The 15,315-nt window shown below is 55.2% G+C and carries 22 protein-coding genes; 8 read left to right on the top strand and 14 right to left on the bottom strand.

Annotation, left to right across the window (positions count from 1 at the left end; genetic code table 11):
• Positions 1–86 precede the first annotated feature (86 nt).
• The 3 genes from ABXG94_RS11870 to ABXG94_RS11860 all read left to right on the top strand — a co-directional run bounded on the left by ABXG94_RS11870 (position 87) and on the right by ABXG94_RS11860 (position 1,458).
• Positions 87–389: a hypothetical protein gene (locus ABXG94_RS11870; RefSeq protein ID WP_353534414.1), complete on the top strand. Its 303-nt coding sequence runs from the start codon at positions 87–89 to the stop codon at positions 387–389.
• 107 nt (positions 390–496) lie between these two features.
• Complete coding sequence (locus ABXG94_RS11865) at positions 497–1,057, top strand: TetR/AcrR family transcriptional regulator (RefSeq protein ID WP_353534412.1); 561 nt, start codon at positions 497–499, stop codon at positions 1,055–1,057.
• The gene (locus ABXG94_RS11860) at positions 1,054–1,458 is read left to right on the top strand and encodes an META domain-containing protein (RefSeq protein ID WP_353534411.1); all 405 of its coding nucleotides are present in this window, start codon (positions 1,054–1,056) and stop codon (positions 1,456–1,458) included. The genes ABXG94_RS11865 and ABXG94_RS11860 overlap by 4 nt, the downstream gene beginning before the upstream one ends.
• Here ABXG94_RS11860 and recO read toward each other — a convergent pair.
• From recO to folK, 13 genes are all read right to left on the bottom strand, one after another.
• A complete protein-coding gene (gene recO, locus ABXG94_RS11855) occupies positions 1,436–2,164 on the bottom strand; it encodes a DNA repair protein RecO (protein ID WP_353534409.1) in 729 nt (242 codons plus the stop codon). The genes ABXG94_RS11860 and recO overlap by 23 nt on opposite strands.
• A gap of 103 nt (positions 2,165–2,267) precedes the next feature.
• On the bottom strand, positions 2,268–2,600 hold the full coding sequence (locus ABXG94_RS11850) for a DUF1491 family protein (RefSeq protein ID WP_353534407.1): 333 nt from the start codon (positions 2,598–2,600) through the stop codon (positions 2,268–2,270).
• Entirely contained in the window at positions 2,600–3,502 is a 903-nt protein-coding gene (gene era, locus ABXG94_RS11845) for a GTPase Era (protein WP_353534406.1), read from the bottom strand. Before era ends, ABXG94_RS11850 begins: the two co-directional genes overlap by 1 nt.
• Positions 3,499–4,182 (bottom strand): ribonuclease III, encoded by a 684-nt coding sequence (gene rnc / locus ABXG94_RS11840; protein WP_353534405.1) that lies wholly within the window; start codon positions 4,180–4,182, stop codon positions 3,499–3,501. The genes era and rnc overlap by 4 nt, the downstream gene beginning before the upstream one ends.
• Entirely contained in the window at positions 4,179–5,006 is an 828-nt protein-coding gene (gene lepB, locus ABXG94_RS11835; RefSeq protein ID WP_353534403.1) for a signal peptidase I, read from the bottom strand. The genes rnc and lepB overlap by 4 nt, the downstream gene beginning before the upstream one ends.
• 53 nt (positions 5,007–5,059) lie before the next feature.
• Positions 5,060–5,482, bottom strand: coding sequence for a holo-ACP synthase (gene acpS / locus ABXG94_RS11830; RefSeq protein WP_353534401.1), 423 nt, complete (start codon positions 5,480–5,482; stop codon positions 5,060–5,062).
• Positions 5,479–5,919, bottom strand: a complete 441-nt coding sequence (locus ABXG94_RS11825; RefSeq protein WP_353534399.1) for a hypothetical protein — start codon at positions 5,917–5,919, stop codon at positions 5,479–5,481. Before ABXG94_RS11825 ends, acpS begins: the two co-directional genes overlap by 4 nt.
• A complete protein-coding gene (locus ABXG94_RS11820) occupies positions 5,919–6,548 on the bottom strand; it encodes a LysE family translocator (protein WP_353534397.1) in 630 nt (209 codons plus the stop codon). Before ABXG94_RS11820 ends, ABXG94_RS11825 begins: the two co-directional genes overlap by 1 nt.
• 72 nt (positions 6,549–6,620) lie before the next feature.
• Positions 6,621–7,358 carry a pyridoxine 5'-phosphate synthase gene (locus ABXG94_RS11815; protein ID WP_353534395.1) on the bottom strand — a complete coding sequence of 246 codons (738 nt, stop codon included), beginning with the start codon at positions 7,356–7,358 and terminating at the stop codon, positions 6,621–6,623.
• A 67-nt stretch (positions 7,359–7,425) separates the two neighbouring features.
• On the bottom strand, positions 7,426–8,103 hold the full coding sequence (locus tag ABXG94_RS11810; RefSeq protein WP_353534394.1) for a DUF2062 domain-containing protein: 678 nt from the start codon (positions 8,101–8,103) through the stop codon (positions 7,426–7,428).
• An 11-nt stretch (positions 8,104–8,114) separates the two neighbouring features.
• A complete protein-coding gene (locus ABXG94_RS11805; RefSeq protein ID WP_353534393.1) occupies positions 8,115–10,256 on the bottom strand; it encodes a RelA/SpoT family protein in 2,142 nt (713 codons plus the stop codon).
• Positions 10,257–10,282: 26 nt separating this feature from the next.
• Positions 10,283–10,639 (bottom strand): DNA-directed RNA polymerase subunit omega, encoded by a 357-nt coding sequence (gene rpoZ / locus ABXG94_RS11800; RefSeq protein ID WP_353534391.1) that lies wholly within the window; start codon positions 10,637–10,639, stop codon positions 10,283–10,285.
• A 75-nt stretch (positions 10,640–10,714) separates the two neighbouring features.
• Entirely contained in the window at positions 10,715–11,281 is a 567-nt protein-coding gene (gene folK / locus ABXG94_RS11795) for a 2-amino-4-hydroxy-6-hydroxymethyldihydropteridine diphosphokinase (protein ID WP_353534390.1), read from the bottom strand.
• 155 nt (positions 11,282–11,436) lie between these two features.
• On the opposite strand from folK, the gene ABXG94_RS11790 reads away from it, so the two are divergent.
• A complete protein-coding gene (locus ABXG94_RS11790; RefSeq protein ID WP_353534389.1) occupies positions 11,437–12,012 on the top strand; it encodes a LabA-like NYN domain-containing protein in 576 nt (191 codons plus the stop codon).
• A gap of 52 nt (positions 12,013–12,064) precedes the next feature.
• Here the strand turns inward: ABXG94_RS11790 and ABXG94_RS11785 are convergent, their stop codons facing one another.
• On the bottom strand, positions 12,065–12,490 hold the full coding sequence (locus ABXG94_RS11785) for a c-type cytochrome (protein WP_353534388.1): 426 nt from the start codon (positions 12,488–12,490) through the stop codon (positions 12,065–12,067).
• 119 nt (positions 12,491–12,609) lie between these two features.
• On the opposite strand from ABXG94_RS11785, the gene ispH reads away from it, so the two are divergent.
• From ispH to ABXG94_RS11765, 4 genes are read left to right on the top strand one after another with little or no spacing between them, the layout of a single operon-like run.
• The gene (gene ispH, locus ABXG94_RS11780; protein WP_353534386.1) at positions 12,610–13,572 is read left to right on the top strand and encodes a 4-hydroxy-3-methylbut-2-enyl diphosphate reductase; all 963 of its coding nucleotides are present in this window, start codon (positions 12,610–12,612) and stop codon (positions 13,570–13,572) included.
• Positions 13,569–14,183 (top strand): LysE family translocator, encoded by a 615-nt coding sequence (locus tag ABXG94_RS11775; RefSeq protein WP_353534385.1) that lies wholly within the window; start codon positions 13,569–13,571, stop codon positions 14,181–14,183. Before ispH ends, ABXG94_RS11775 begins: the two co-directional genes overlap by 4 nt.
• 45 nt (positions 14,184–14,228) lie before the next feature.
• A complete protein-coding gene (gene rnhA, locus ABXG94_RS11770) occupies positions 14,229–14,693 on the top strand; it encodes a ribonuclease HI (RefSeq protein WP_353534384.1) in 465 nt (154 codons plus the stop codon).
• Positions 14,690–15,313, top strand: coding sequence for a trimeric intracellular cation channel family protein (locus tag ABXG94_RS11765; RefSeq protein ID WP_353534383.1), 624 nt, complete (start codon positions 14,690–14,692; stop codon positions 15,311–15,313). Before rnhA ends, ABXG94_RS11765 begins: the two co-directional genes overlap by 4 nt.
• The last annotated feature ends 2 nt before the right edge of the window (positions 15,314–15,315 follow it).

Below are 15,315 nucleotides of genomic sequence, written 5' to 3'. Positions count from 1 at the left end.
TGCACCTCCCCGCTTCACACAAACCCCTTGAAATGCACGTGCTCTGCTGTATTATTTAACAATTCCGTTAAATAAAGGAGCACCCCATGCGCAGCATCACCATTCGCTATGAATACGACGGCGACGAAGCCCCTTGGCGCGCCGCGATCCAGGGATTCATCACTGCCCTCAACGCAGACCCAAAGGCCCAGCAGTTCAACTATCAGGTTGCCATCGCTGATGATGGCAAAACCCGGCTGCACTGGGGCCGCTGGGACAGCGCTGAAACCCTGTCACACGTGCAAAGCCAAGACTACTTCAAGAGCTTTGCTGCCAAGGTCGCAGAGTTTTCAGAAGGCAAACACAGCGCCACGCCGGCCAACCTCTCTTTTAAGACCAACAGCTGGTAACCAAATGCGAAGCCACCCTGTGGTGCAACATCGCACTTCGGCGCAAGAATGCTGCAACTGCAAATTCCTAGGTTGCTCTGTGCCCCAACGCCCCTTACGCCATAAGCATGGCAAAGAATCGACTCTCTTCCGAAGACTGGCTGGCTGCGGGCTTCCGCGCGCTCAGTTCTCATGGCCCCGCAGCGCTCAAGGCCGAACCCCTTGCGCGGGCCCTTGGCACCACCAAAGGCTCGTTCTATTGGCACTTTGCGGACGTGCCGAGTTTTCACGCCGCGATGCTGGCCCTCTGGGAAGCCCGCGCCTTTGAGGACGTCACAGCAGAGCTAGAGACCGAGACCAACCCAGTCAAACGCCTGCGTGCGCTTGGCAATGTTGCCGCTGCCGGCACCCCCAAGGAATTTGGCGGCGATGGCACCGAGCCCGCCATGCGCGCCTGGTCCCGGGAAAACAGTACCGTCGCCCAAGCCATCCAACGGGTGGATGCGCGGCGCATGCGCTATATTGCCGACATTCTTGCGGAAATCGGCCTAACCAACAGCGACCTATCCCGTTTGGTTTACGGGGCTTATATTGGCATGCAAGATCTCACCACACGCGATGCCACCCCTAATGTCGAGGCGATGGGCACCTTAATCGATTTGATCTTGGCGCTCTATGAAACCGAATGAAAAAACTCTGCCCGGCCTTACTGGCGCTTTGTGCGGCCTGCCAAACGGATGAAACCCTGACGGCCTATGGCGCTGCGGATGTGACGTGGCACTTGACCAGCCTTCAGGGGGCGGCGTTCTCGGCCAAGGCCTCGCTCCGCTTTTTGCCAGACGGCCGGGTCAAAGGTCACGCGCCCTGCAATGGGTTCTCAGCCACACAATCGGCCCCCTACCCTTGGTTTAGCCTGTCTGCCATTGTCTCTACCAAACGCGCCTGCAACGACCTGACAGCAGAGCAGCGATTTTTTGCGGCCCTCAACGATATGACCCTTGCCGAAGTCTTGGGCGACACGCTGATCCTCAGCAATGAGGACGGCCAAGACATGGTGTTTCGCAAATCTATGACCCCAAACGACGGCTAAGCTTATCCACAAACCGCGCCCGCGCCTCGGGCAAGGCCCGCAGCGATTGGCTTTGCGCCAGCTTGGTTTCCAAAAAATATCCGGTCACGCCCAGCGCGGCATAAACCTCGGCATCCTCACCCGCCCCTTGCCCCAGCATCACCGGCGGCAAAGGCAACAATCGATCCGCCCAATCACCCGCCCCCGCCGCTGTCACGGCGCGGCCGGTTTTGGGCGACACATAGACCAGGCCGTCGCGCGCGCCGGTCACCGCGCAAGCAGAAAGATCCAGCTGAAACCCCAGGTCTTCCAACAGGGCCATTTCCCAACGCAGATACCCTAGGGGCCAAATCTCGTTCTGGCCCAGCAAATCCAGCAGTAAAACCGTACGCTGATACAGCGCCTGATGCGGCACGCGTTCGGGCAGGCAAAAGCCCAACAAGCTGGTGACCGCATTCAGACCGGCCAAGGCAAAGCGATCCGCCAAAGCACCCGCCCGGCTGCGCAGCGGTTCCACCTGAAAGGATCCGATATGCTCCTCAAGCCGCGCGCGCCAGCGCAGATCCACCTGCGCCCCGGGCTGCAAAATCGGCGTCATTTTTCGGCTAGTCCCCCCGCGCACCACACCGGCATGGCGTCCATGTTCCTGGGTAAACACCTCAAGAATCACGGAGTTTTCGCCGTGTTTGCGTGTCGATACAACAATGCCTTGGTCGCGCCAGTCCATAAAAACACCCTATGGTGTAAAGCTGACAGGGCGCAAATGGGTATTTAGATCAAGCACAAACCCATAAGCTTCATCTTTCTATAAATACTCAAAATCTGCGTCTTCAATCCGCCAGACCAGACTCATCAAGCAGGTGGCGCCCGGCGCGATCCTCGACTTCGATCACCCAGAGGTCTGGATCAAACGACCGTTGTTTGGCCACTGCACCATCCACATCCGCCTCGATGCCTTCAGACAGCACCGCCCAGGTGCGCGCGCCGCTCATCAGATCAAAGCTGCGCTGAAACGCGCGGGCCTGGCCATCCAGCGTATTTAACTTGACCAAAACAGCCCCCGCCGTGTCATCGCCATGGGCCACCACAAAGGCCGGAATGCCCTGAAACCGCAGCCGCGCCAGATAGGCCTGCACCCAGAATTCTGCCGTCAGCCGCGCCATCAATTGCCGTCTTTGAAATCAAGTCCCATTTCAGAATAGCGCTCAGCCTCTTCCAGCCAACCCGGCCGTACTTTAACCTGCAAAAACAGATGCACCTTGCGGCCCAGAAATTCTTCCAGTTCTTCACGCGCGGCCTTGCCAACTGCTTTGATGGTCTCGCCACCTTTGCCCAGCACAATGCCCTTGTGCCCATCGCGCATCACATAGATCAATTGATCCACGCGACAGGAGCCGTCTTTGCGCTCGTCCCATTTTTCAGTTTCCACCGTCATCTGATAGGGCAGTTCTTGATGCAGGCGCAGCGTCAGTTTTTCACGGGTCATTTCCGCCGCAATCATGCGCATTGGCAGATCGGCGATTTGATCTTCGGGATAGAGCCACGGCCCCTCTGGCAGCTCAGCCGCCAACCACTTGCGCAATTGATCGGTGCCATGGCCGCGTTCCGCAGAGATCATAAAGGTCTCGACAAAGCCGTAACGCGCGTTCAGCTCCTTGGTCAGCCCCAACAGCTTTTCGGTGGCCACCTTGTCGATCTTGTTGATCGCCAGCGCCACTTTACGCCCCTCGCCAACCTCTGCGAGACCCTCAAGAATGCGCTCAACCCCTTCGGTGATGCCGCGATGCGCCTCAACCATCAACACCACAACATCCGCATCTGCGGCCCCGCCCCAAGCGGCCGCCACCATCGCGCGATCCAGTCGGCGGCGCGGTTTGAACAGGCCCGGCGTGTCCACAAACACGATCTGCGCCTCTCCCTGCATGGCAACGCCACGAATACGAGTGCGCGTGGTTTGTACCTTATGGGTGACAATAGATACTTTGGCGCCCACCATGCGGTTGGTCAGGGTTGATTTGCCTGCATTAGGCTCGCCAATCAAGGCAACGAATCCGGCGCGGGTCATGCGCTCTCCAATCTGGTCAGCAGGGTTTTGGCCGCGGCTTGTTCCGCCTGCCGTTTGCTTCCTGCGGTCGCTTCTTCAGCTTCACCATTTTCCAGGCGAGCTGCAATGGTAAAGACAGGGGCGTGATCTGGCCCGCTGCGTTTCACCAGCTCATATTTAGGCGGCTGAAAGCCCCGGGCCTGCGCCCATTCCTGTAAGGATGTTTTGGGGTCGCGCGCATCGTCTTCAACCGTGGTGACGCGCTTGCCCCAAAGCCGCAAAATCAGGTCGCGGGCCACGTCAAAGCCGGCATCGCGATAGACTGCGGCAATCACCGCTTCCATGGCGTCGCCCAGCAAGGCCTGCTTGCGGCGCCCACCTGACAGCATTTCCGAGCGGCCCAGTTTCAGCGCCGCCCCCAAATCGATGTCGCGCGCCACATCCGCACAGGCCTCTTTGCGCACCAGCGCATTAAAGCGCGGTGCCAACTGGCCTTCGGTTGCAACCTTATCATGGTCCAAAATGGCCTCTGCCATAACCAGCCCAAGCACTCGGTCGCCCAAAAACTCCAACCGTTGGTTATCGGACCGCGTCGCCGAAGACATCGATGAATGGGTAACAGCGCGCACCAACAGTTCAGGGGCACCAAATTGATGCCCCAGCCGCTGTTCTAATGCTTTGAGCTCAGCAGAAAGTTTCACTCGATCCCCTTAAAGAAGCGATCACTGCGCCAGGTCCAAAAGGCAAACATTGACCGGCCTGCCGAAGAAAACATTATGCGGTCCGCCCGACCAATCAGGTTTTCATAAGGCACAAAGCCAACGCCCCGGTTTTGCTGGGCCACGCGGCTGTCAGTCGAGTTATCGCGGTTATCCCCCATAAAGAAGTAATGCCCGCTTGGCACCGTGAACACGCCGGTATTGTCGACATAGCCGTTTTCAATGTTCAGGATCGAATGTTTCACACCGTTTGGCAATGTCTCGATCAAACGCGTTTTGACACATTTTCCACCATTGCCGACCGGCCCGTTTTCACAACGTGGCAAGTTGCCCGCAGGACCCTGAGGTGCAGAAATCTCTTCAAACAAGCCGCCGTGTTCCAGTTTTACTGCTGTGCCATTCAAATGCAGCACACCATTCTTCATTTGCACAGTATCGCCCGGCAGACCCACCAAGCGTTTGATGAAATCATCGCCGGTCACCGGATGACGGAATACAACAACATCCCCCTGCTTGGGTTCGCCGCCCCAAATTCGGGTGTTATCACCATCCAGCACGCCACAGAGCTTACCCGCATCAATGCCCAGGGGGCGGATCGAGGGACAAGACGCATAGGAAAACCCATAGGCCATTTTGTTCACAAACAGAAAGTCACCAATCAAAAGTGTGTCTTTCATCGACCCTGACGGGATCCAAAACGGTTGGAAAAAAAACGTGCGGAATATCCCAGCAATCAACAAGGCATAAACAACTGTTTTTACGGTCTCAACAATGCCGTTGTCTTTTTTCTTGGCTTCGGACGCCATTGGTATCTCTCCGGTTTGGGATGGGGGTTACATGCGCAGGCTTAGGCCTGGTGTCAAGCCGAACCCGCGCTTGTGTCGACGATCGGCGTGGCCTCGATCACCACAAAGGCCTGCGCCCATGGATGATCATCTGTCAGTGTCACATGAATGATCGCGCAATGGCCTGCAGGCGTCATCGCGTCCAACCGGTCTTTGGCCCAGCCTGTGACCTGCATCACCGGCTGACCCGTACGCAGATTGGTCACCGCCATGTCTTTCCAGCTGATGCCCATCGCAAGCCCAGTACCCAGAGCTTTGGAACACGCCTCTTTGGCGGCCCAACGTTTGGCATAGGTGCCCGCAACATCCTTACGATTTTCCGCTTTGCGCTGTTCGATTTCGGTGAACACGCGCGTCTTGAACCGGTCGCCAAACCGATCCAACGTGCCCTGAATGCGCTCGATATTTGCCAGATCAGATCCGATGCCCAAAATCATTCTAACATCGCCTCAATCGCCCCGGTCGCTTGGTTTAAGGTAATAATCAATGTGCCTGATAGAAATTCATATTCCGGGTCATAGGTTGTAACCTCCATCGCAAAGCTCAAACCAACCGCTGGGTCATACCTAGCAGTCAACGTTTCAAATCCCGCTCCAGAAAACCCAACCCCAGCTGATACGCCTATCGTTTTGCACTGGCGGCCGCCCAGCTCGTCGTAAGGCGGTGACAAAACCAATATATGAAACGCCCCAGCCGCAGGTTCGATGGTATCAAGCAACGCCAAGCGCACATCTCCACCTGCAAATCTGCGGGTATTGACCTCCCAAGGCTCCACGATGGCATCCGCCCGTGCATGCCAGTCACAGTCCACAACCTCTTGTGCCCAAACCGGAGACATCACGACCGACAGAACTGCACCCAGTGTCCACCGCATTACATCTCCAATCGCGCCGTCAGAATTTTTAAACTCGCCGCCCCAAACAAAGCCGCGAACATGCCATCAAACCAACGTTTCATTGCAATATAGCGCCGTGAAACCGAAGGCAGGGCAAACAGGATCCCATAGCCCACAAACACAAATGTCGACATGGTGATCAGCATGGCGAACAATTGCCAAATCTCTGCCATGCCCGCCCCTTTGGGCAATGCAATTGCATAGATCGACCCCCAGGCCAAAATCGCCTTTGGATTTGTGATGTGAATCAGATAGCCTTTGACGAACAACCGTTCGTTTGACTGAGGTTTGATGGTTAAGGCCTTTGGCCGAAGCGCAGATTTCAGCGACTTTATTGCCAGGAACAACAAATAGCCTGCTCCCGCATAGCGGACCACCTCAAACATCCAGGCATTGGCCAGCATCACAGCTCCCATGCCCAAAGCCGCGGCGATACCCCAACTGGCCGATCCCGCAACAATGCCCAAGGCAATCGCAACCCCTGCCGTACGTCCGGCCCCCATCGCGGTGCCAGATATCGCCAAGGTCGCTGGACCAGGCGTGCCTCCGGCGATGCCCCAGGCCAAAACCACCAACAGAATTTCCGGACCCAACATCATGTTTCCCATCACCTTATGCGGTGCCGCAGCGAATCGTACGTTTCAACGCCTGAAACGTACAAATTGTACAATTAAACAAATCTAAACGCTGCGCGCTGCATCCATCAAGCGGCGCATTTCTTTGATGGCGTTTTCCATGCCCACAAACATCGCTTCGCCCATCAGAAAATGACCGATATTCAGCTCTTTGATCTCGGGAATGGCGGCAATCGGCTGCACGGTGTCATAGGTCAAACCATGACCAGCATGCACCTCTAAGCCCAGAGAATGCGCAAATGTCGCCATCTCTGTCAGTCTGGCAACCTCTTGATCTCGCTCATCAAATTTTCCCTCCGCATGAAAGTCACAATAGGCCCCGGTGTGCAGTTCAATCACCTCGGCCCCAATCCGATGCGCGGCTTCGATCTGCGGCCTGTCTGCCGCAATAAAGATCGAAACCCGACACCCCGCATCGCGCAGAGGCGCGATAAAATGCGCCAGTTTGTTTTCCTCGCGCGCGACTTCTAACCCACCCTCGGTGGTCTTTTCCTCGCGTTTTTCCGGCACAATACAGACAGCATGCGGTTTATGACGCAGGGCAATTGCCTGCATTTCATCGGTTGCTGCCATTTCGAAATTCAAAGGAATAGTCAATGTTTCCATCAACTTATCTATATCGCTATCCATGATGTGCCGGCGATCTTCGCGCAGATGGGCAGTGATGCCATCCGCACCACAGGCCTGCGCCAGCGCGCCTGCACGCGCCGGATCAGGATAGGCCCCACCTCTGGCATTCCGCACCGTGGCAACATGATCAATATTCACACCCAAACGCAGCATTACAGGCTCCCGACATAAGATTTCGCCTGAAACTACGGGGTTGTTTCAAAAACTGAAACCGATTTTTTTAGGGTTCGTCAGAATGACTCTCAAACGTCTCAGCAACCTGCGCGCTCGCCAAGCGGGCCTTCTCCTTAAGTGCTTCAAATTTCGCCTGAATTTTCTTGGCGCGGCGTTTTTGATACACCCGAATAACCGGCACAGTCAGGTAATAGGCCACTGTCGCGGCGGCAATGCCGGGCAAAATTCCACCAATCAAATAGGGGTAAAAGACCTCGTCCCAAAAGATTGAAAGCCCATGCCAATCCATCTCTGCATCGGTGAACAGCGCCATGATGTTGTGAAAAAAATCCAACCCCGCCCCAGCAAACTTGCTGACCAGAGTGCTTTTTTCCCCTTCTTCAAAGGTTGTACCCAGCAAAAAATGACCTGTTTTCAAAGAGATAATACCGACGGGCAGATAAGTCAGCGGGTTGCCAAAAAAGGTGCCCAATAAGGCCGCCAGCAAATTACCCTGCACCGCACGCGCCACCAATGCGGCTATCACAAAATGCATGCCATAAAACGGGGTAAAGGTCGCAAACACCCCAGCCCAAATGCCGCGTGCAATACGTTCTGGCGAACCCGGCAACCGCCGCAACCGATGTCTCACGTAATGAAACGCCCGCCCCCAACCGCCGCGTGGCCAGAAGAAATCCAATACAATCTGTAGGATAGGTCGTCTGTCCCGGCGCTTAAATACCACGAAAGCGTCCCCTATTCCTTGGCCGCATATGGCAATCTGCCAAGGCTAGGATCCCGGAAACGTTCAATAGCAGCCACTTCGCTTTCGGCCTGCAAAGCCAGCATAAGCGAGTGTAAATGCTCGGTGTTGCGCAATTCCACATGCAACTTTAGGCGATAAAAGTCGGGCTTTCGATCGGTGAACTCAAGGTTAGAAATATTGGCTTGGTTTTCACCAATCAGCGTACAGATCCGGCCCAACACACCGGCATCATTACCAATAGTCAGATCCAATGTGGTTCCATAAACCGGCTTGTGCCGGCCCACCTGCCAATGCAAATCCAACCAGCGATTGGGTTGATCTTCGTAATTGGTCAGGTTGTCACAATCGATTGCATGAACAACCACACCGTGGCCTCTGTGGCTGATGCCAACAATGCGCTCGCCGGGCAAGGGTTCACAGCATGGTGCGCGATCAAACCTTTGATCCGAAGACAATCCAATCACCGCAGCTTCGGCGGCCACCTCGTCGCTGTCGTCCGGGGCCAATTCAGGAAAAACCGCCTGCACAACTTCATGGGCATTGATTTCCGCACTGCCCAGCCGCGCCAAAAGCGTCTCGCGGTCTTCCAACCGCATCTGTTTCGCCGCCATATCCAGAATTTTTTCCGTGGGCTTTTTACCCACGTGCTCAAAAGCCGCCCGCGCCAGCTCAAACCCTAGCTTGGCAAAGCGCTCGTGATCGAGTTCCCGCAGGGCGCGGCGAATGGCAGATTTGGCTTTGCCGGTTGTCGCAATGTCCAGCCACGTCGCTTGCGGCATCTGCCCAACCGCCGTGATAATCTCTACGGACTGACCATTTTTGATCCGCGTCCACAAAGGCACCCGAATATGGTCGATCTTGGCACCAACACAGGCGTTGCCGATCCGTGTATGAATCGCATAGGCAAAGTCGATTGGCGTGGCCCCGCGCGGCAGTTTAACCACATCACCCTTGGGCGAAAAGCAGAACACTTGGTCCTGATACATCTCCAGCTTAACCGCTTCAAGGAAGTCGGCGTGATCTTCCTCGGTGTCAAATTGTTCGGTCAGCGATCTGATCCAGCGCGCCGGATCTACAGCAAAGGGGTTCTCGCCCCGCACCCCATCGCGGTAAGACCAATGCGCTGCCACCCCGGTTTCCGCCACATCGTGCATTTGCCGTGTTCGGATCTGAACCTCGACACGTCGTCCGTCACGCCCGGAAACCGTTGTATGAATAGAGCGGTATCCGTTTGATTTTGGCTGACTGATATAGTCTTTGAACCGCCCCGGCACAGCGCGCCAACGTTGATGAATGGCCCCAAGAACCCGGTAACAATCATTCTCGTCTGCGGTTACAATCCGGAACCCATAGATATCAGACAGTCGCGAAAAGCCCTGATCTTTGGCCTGCATCTTGCGCCAAATCGAATAGGGCTTCTTGGCGCGACCGATCACCTCAGCCTGAATGCCTGTTTTATCTAGCACCTGAATCATATCGCCGGTGATGCGTTGCACCACGTCGCCGGTTTCTTTTTGCAAGGTGATAAAGCGGCGAATAATCGATGCACGTCCATCCGGGTTCAGCACCTTAAACGCCAAATCCTCTAGCTCTTCGCGCATCCACTGCATGCCCATGCGCCCAGCCAAGGGGGCATAGATATCCATGGTTTCGCGGGCTTTCTGAATTTGCTTTTGCGGCCGCATCGCACGAATGGTGCGCATATTGTGCAATCGGTCCGCCAGCTTAACCAAAATCACCCGCAGGTCTTTGGACATGGCCATAAACAATTTGCGGAAGTTTTCGGCCTGTTTGGTTTCAGTTGACGACAGCTGCAAATTGGTCAGCTTGGTCACACCGTCTACCAACAATGCGTTCTCTTCGCCAAACCGTCGCGCTACTTCTGAATAGGACGCTTTGGTGTCTTCGATCGTATCATGCAATAGGGCGGTGATGATGGTCGCATCGTCCAGTTGTTGCTCTGTTAAGATCGCTGCAACTTCGATGGGATGCGAAAAATAGGCCTCGCCAGAGTGGCGGTACTGCCCCTCGTGCATCTCGAGGCCAAAATCATAGGCCTCGCGGATCAGTTTTTCATTCGTCTTGGGGTTATAGGCCCTGACAAGTTCGACCAGATCGTCAGCCGGAATCATGTAGTGCCTTCTCTATCCCCCAGGGCTTAGCCCTGGCCTTGAGCTTCCATCAACGCGCGCAGCAACTTCTCTTCTGACATATCATCATCAGAAGGTTTGTCAGCGGTCTCAGCACCCATCAACAATGCCATCGAGTCTTCTTCAGGCTCGTCAACTTCGATCTGGTTCTGATTGCTTTCGATCAGACGCTCGCGCAGCTCATCCGCGGTTTGAGCCTCATCTGCAATCTCGCGCAAAGAAACAACGGGGTTCTTGTCGTTGTCACGTTCAATCGTGATTGCGGAACCCGCAGAAATTTCACGCGCACGATGCGCTGCAAGCATAACCAGCTCGAAACGGTTCGGAACCTTATCGACGCAATCTTCTACGGTGACGCGGGCCATCGGGGCACTCCATTGTCAGGACGGGATCAGAAACCGAGTACTTAGGCTGGAATCACGTCAGTTACAAGCACATAGTCACAGGGCAATCACCTCTTCGCGCTCACTTTTTGGTAAGTTTGCAACCATTTCAGCCACAGATAGCCCGGAAACCGGGTGAACCCAGTCTGGAACGATGTCCAACAGAGGAATCAGCACAAAAGCGCGATCTTGCAAACGCGGATGTGGCAGAATCAGTTCACCCGGCGTTTCAACTTGCTGTTGTGACAGATCCAGGCTCTGCCAATAGCGATATTGCGCTTCATTTGGCAGAACGGTTTCATCCTGCGCAATCAAATCGATATCAAGCGTTCGCGCGCCCCAACGCACCTCTCGGACGCGCCCAGATTCGGCCTCAATTTGATGCAACAAATCCAGCATGTCGTCAGGCGAGTGATTCGCCCGAATCAGGGCCGCGGAATTGACAAAATCCGGCCCCGCCCCCGCGGGAAAAGCGGGGGTGCGAAACAGCCTACTCTCCTTTAAGATGACTGCGCCGCGTGCCGCCAACGCCTTGTGCGCGAAAAGAATTGTCTCGTCTGGAGACCCCAGGTCGGAATTTGCGTTGCCACCAAAGGCGATAATGAATTTTTTTTGTCTTTTCATTAAATTATATCCCTTAGGATACCCCATCATACCGATGACAAGGGGGAGTGCCCCTTGAAGCTGTGGAAAAAATCTTTAGCCTATAAGGTTAGTCGCGCCCAGTATTTTCACACTCACGGACATTATGGCGCGGCGTTTTACTGGAAGGACATTTGATGTTTTACAAGGACGAACGGCTTGCGCTGTTCATTGATGGTTCAAACCTGTATGCGGCGGCCAAATCGCTCGGGTTTGACATCGACTACAAGCTCCTTCGGACCGAGTTTATGCGACGTGGCAAACTGCTGCGCGCATTCTACTATACCGCACTTCTAGAGAATGACGAATACTCTCCTATTCGCCCTCTAGTTGATTGGCTTCACTATAATGGTTTTACCATGGTGACCAAGCCGGCGAAGGAATATACCGATAGTCAAGGCCGCCGCAAAGTCAAAGGCAACATGGATATTGAACTGGCCGTGGACGCGATGGAGCTTGCTCCGCACGTTGACCACATTGTGCTGTTTTCGGGCGATGGGGATTTCCGCCCGCTGATAGCCAGCCTGCAACGAAAGGGCGTCCGCGTCTCTGTTGTATCAACCATCCGCAGCCAACCTCCCATGATCTCTGATGAATTGCGCCGCCAAGCGGACAACTTTATCGAGCTAGAGGGACTTAAAGACGTGATTGGTAGACCACCTCGCGACCCGGTGCCCGGAGAACGTGAAATGGAATATACGCCAGTTTCTTAAAATCAACCGGGGTCTCGTACTCCGGTTTTTTTCTGCCTGCGGCCCAGCAACACTAATTTCGTGCGTTTTGAATGTCGACCGCATGTTGCGACCATGTGCTCTTGATAAAACCCAGCACGTCCAAAATGTCCTGGTCTGTCAAATCAGACGCAAATCCAGGCATATTGCTTTGATAATCCCCACCAACGACGGCGGCAGACCCATATTTTGTGATCTGAAACAGCAAAAGATCCCCATGATGCCACGTGTGACCACTTTCATCATGAGGTGGGGCAGGCAACAGTCCCTCATGATCCCGCTCGCGCCAGTTCTTCTGCCCCTGCAAATCGCGACCATGACACGCGGCACAATACTCTTGATAAATACCTTTACCGTTTTGAACGCGCGTAGGGTCCTTATAGGGTAGAAATTGCTCTGCTGCGGCATTTCCCGCCGCACAAACCAACACCAGCCCAATCATGGCCTCTTGTAATCTCATTATTGTCTCTCCTTTTTTTGAGCTGTTTGCCGGGCTACCCCGCTGGAAGGTCAAGCGCTATGTCTGGACGCGACCTACAATTTTGCTTAGCTAGAGCACACAAACCAAAGGGCTACAAAATGACCAAATCACCGCTGACCATTTATCTCGCTGCCCCGCGCGGCTTCTGTGCTGGCGTTGATCGTGCGATCAAAATCGTGGAAATGGCGTTGCAAAAATGGGGTGCGCCCGTCTATGTCCGCCATGAAATTGTGCACAACAAATTTGTGGTCGATGGGCTGCGCGACAAGGGCGCGATCTTTGTCGAAGAATTGTCAGATTGCCCAGATGACCGCCCGGTTATCTTTTCGGCGCATGGCGTGGCCAAAATTGTCCCTGCCGAAGCAGAGCGGCGCAATATGGTCTATGTCGATGCGACCTGCCCTTTGGTTTCAAAAGTTCACATCGAAGCAGAGCGCCATTCCGATGCAGGTCTGCAAATCATCATGATTGGCCACGCCGGACACCCCGAAACCATCGGCACCATGGGTCAGTTGCCCCAAGGCGAAGTGCTTTTGGTCGAGACCGAAGACGACGTTGCCACCATCGCAGTACGTGACCCCGAGCAACTGGCCTTTGTCACGCAAACAACCCTGTCTGTGGATGACACTGTTGGCATCGTAAAAGCGCTGAACGCTCGTTTCCCTAAGATCGTCGGCCCGCATAAAGAAGACATTTGCTATGCCACCACAAACCGCCAGCTGGCGGTCAAAGCCATGGCCGAAAAAGTTGACGCAATGCTGGTTGTCGGCGCGCCGAACTCGTCCAACTCGCGTCGCTTGGTCGAAGTGGGCGCAAAAGCGGGCTGTTCATATTCTCAGCTGGTCCAGCGCGGCAGCGATATCGACTGGCGCGCCCTAGACGGCATCACGGGCATCGGCATTACCGCAGGGGCCTCTGCCCCCGAAGTCTTGGTGAACGAGGTCATCGATGCTTTCCGAGCCAGGTATGATGTCACTGTCGAGATCGTGGAGACAGCCGTTGAAACCGTGAATTTCAAAGTGCCCCGGGTTTTGCGTAACCTCGAAACGTTTCCACAATGATTTCGACCCAGTTTCTGCTCACCGCGCTTGTGGTTGTGCTCGCGCCGGGTACTGGCGTGATCTACACGCTGGCGATCGGTCTAGGCCAAGGGCGCAAAGCGGCAATTTGGGCCGCATTTGGTTGTACGATCGGGATTTTTCCGGCATTGGTGGCCGCCAGCCTTGGACTTGCCGCGGTCCTGCATACCTCCGCGCTGTTGTTTCATCTGGTGAAATTTGCAGGTGTCGCCTATTTGCTTTATCTCGCCTGGCAGGCGCTTCGGGACGGTGGCGCGCTTTCCTTGGGCAGCGGAACCACAACGCAGACGGGTTGGAAGATCTGCAAACGCGCCGCGTTGATCAATATCCTCAACCCTAAGCTCTCGATTTTCTTCCTGGCGCTTCTGCCACCGTTTCTCAGTGGAACCCCAGCACAGGCACCAACGGAAATGGCGATTTTGGGCGGCATATTTATGGTTATGACGTTCTTTGTCTTTATGATTTATGGCCTATTTGCAGCCCAAACGCGCAGGTTTCTACTCGGTTCTGATACGGCGGTGAAGTGGATGCGACGCAGCTTTGCAGCGGTATTTGTTTTGCTAGCTGGAAAGCTGGCAACAGAACGCGCGTAAGTTTAGCCTTTACGGCCCCCAAGACTTTTGGGTATCGCCCTCTCTATGGCTAATTTAATTGCATATACCGATGGCGCATGTTCCGGAAATCCTGGCCCAGGGGGCTGGGGTGTCTTGTTGCGCGCAAGCGACGGCGACACCATTCTGAAAGAACGCGAACTTTCAGGCGGGGCTCCCGAAACAACCAATAACAAGATGGAGCTTATGGCCGCCATCCAAGCGCTTGAAACGCTGGAACGACCCAGCAAGCTGACCATTGTCACCGACAGCGCCTATGTGAAAAACGGCGTCACCGGGTGGATACATGGCTGGAAGCGTAACGGTTGGAAAACCTCCGCCCGCAAACCTGTTAAAAACGTTGACCTGTGGCAACGGCTTGATGCCGCCCAAGAGCGCCACGACGTGACATGGGAATGGGTCAAAGGCCATGCGGGACATCCGGAAAACGAAAAGGCCGACGAATTGGCCCGCGCGGGCATGGCCCCGTTCAAACCTGCCAAAAGCAAATGACCGCCCTCGGTTTCCTCGACTTTGCCTCGGTCTTTATCTTTGCGTTGACTGGCGGACTGGTGGCCAGCCGCGCCCAGCTTGACCTTGTGGGCTTTGCGTTTGTCGCCTGTCTGACCGCGGTAGGCGGCGGCACATTGCGCGACCTGCTGCTGGGCCGAGATCCGGTCTTTTGGGTGGGGCAGCCCGGTTATATTTTGCTGGCCACCGGGGCGGCGCTTTTGGTGTTTTTCACCGCGCATTTTCTGGAAAGCCGCTATCGCACATTATTGTGGCTGGACAGCGCAGCGCTTGCCGTCGCGGTTGCCGCTGGCACTGGCGTTGCAATGGACCTTGGTCACAACCCGATTATCATTGTGTTGATGGGCATCAGCACCGGCTGTATGGGCGGCCTGATGCGCGACGTGGTCTGTAACGAAGTGCCGCTTCTGCTGAAACAGGGCGAAATCTATGCCACTGCCGCTTTTGTCGGAGCCAGCAGCGCTGTACTGGCCGCAACACTGGGGCTTAGCGGCCTGCCCGTATTAATCATCTGCGCCGCAGCCACATGGGTTTTGCGCGCCGGGTCCATGTGGTTTGGCTGGAGCTTACCTGTCTATAAGGCCCGCCCACCGCGCAACTAGGT

Source organism: Cognatishimia sp. WU-CL00825, assembly GCF_040364665.1.
In the GTDB taxonomy this organism is placed as follows: Bacteria; Pseudomonadota; Alphaproteobacteria; order Rhodobacterales; family Rhodobacteraceae; genus Cognatishimia.
Note: the sequence above shows the minus strand (reverse complement) of the source record. Positions and strands in the feature narration are given on the sequence as shown.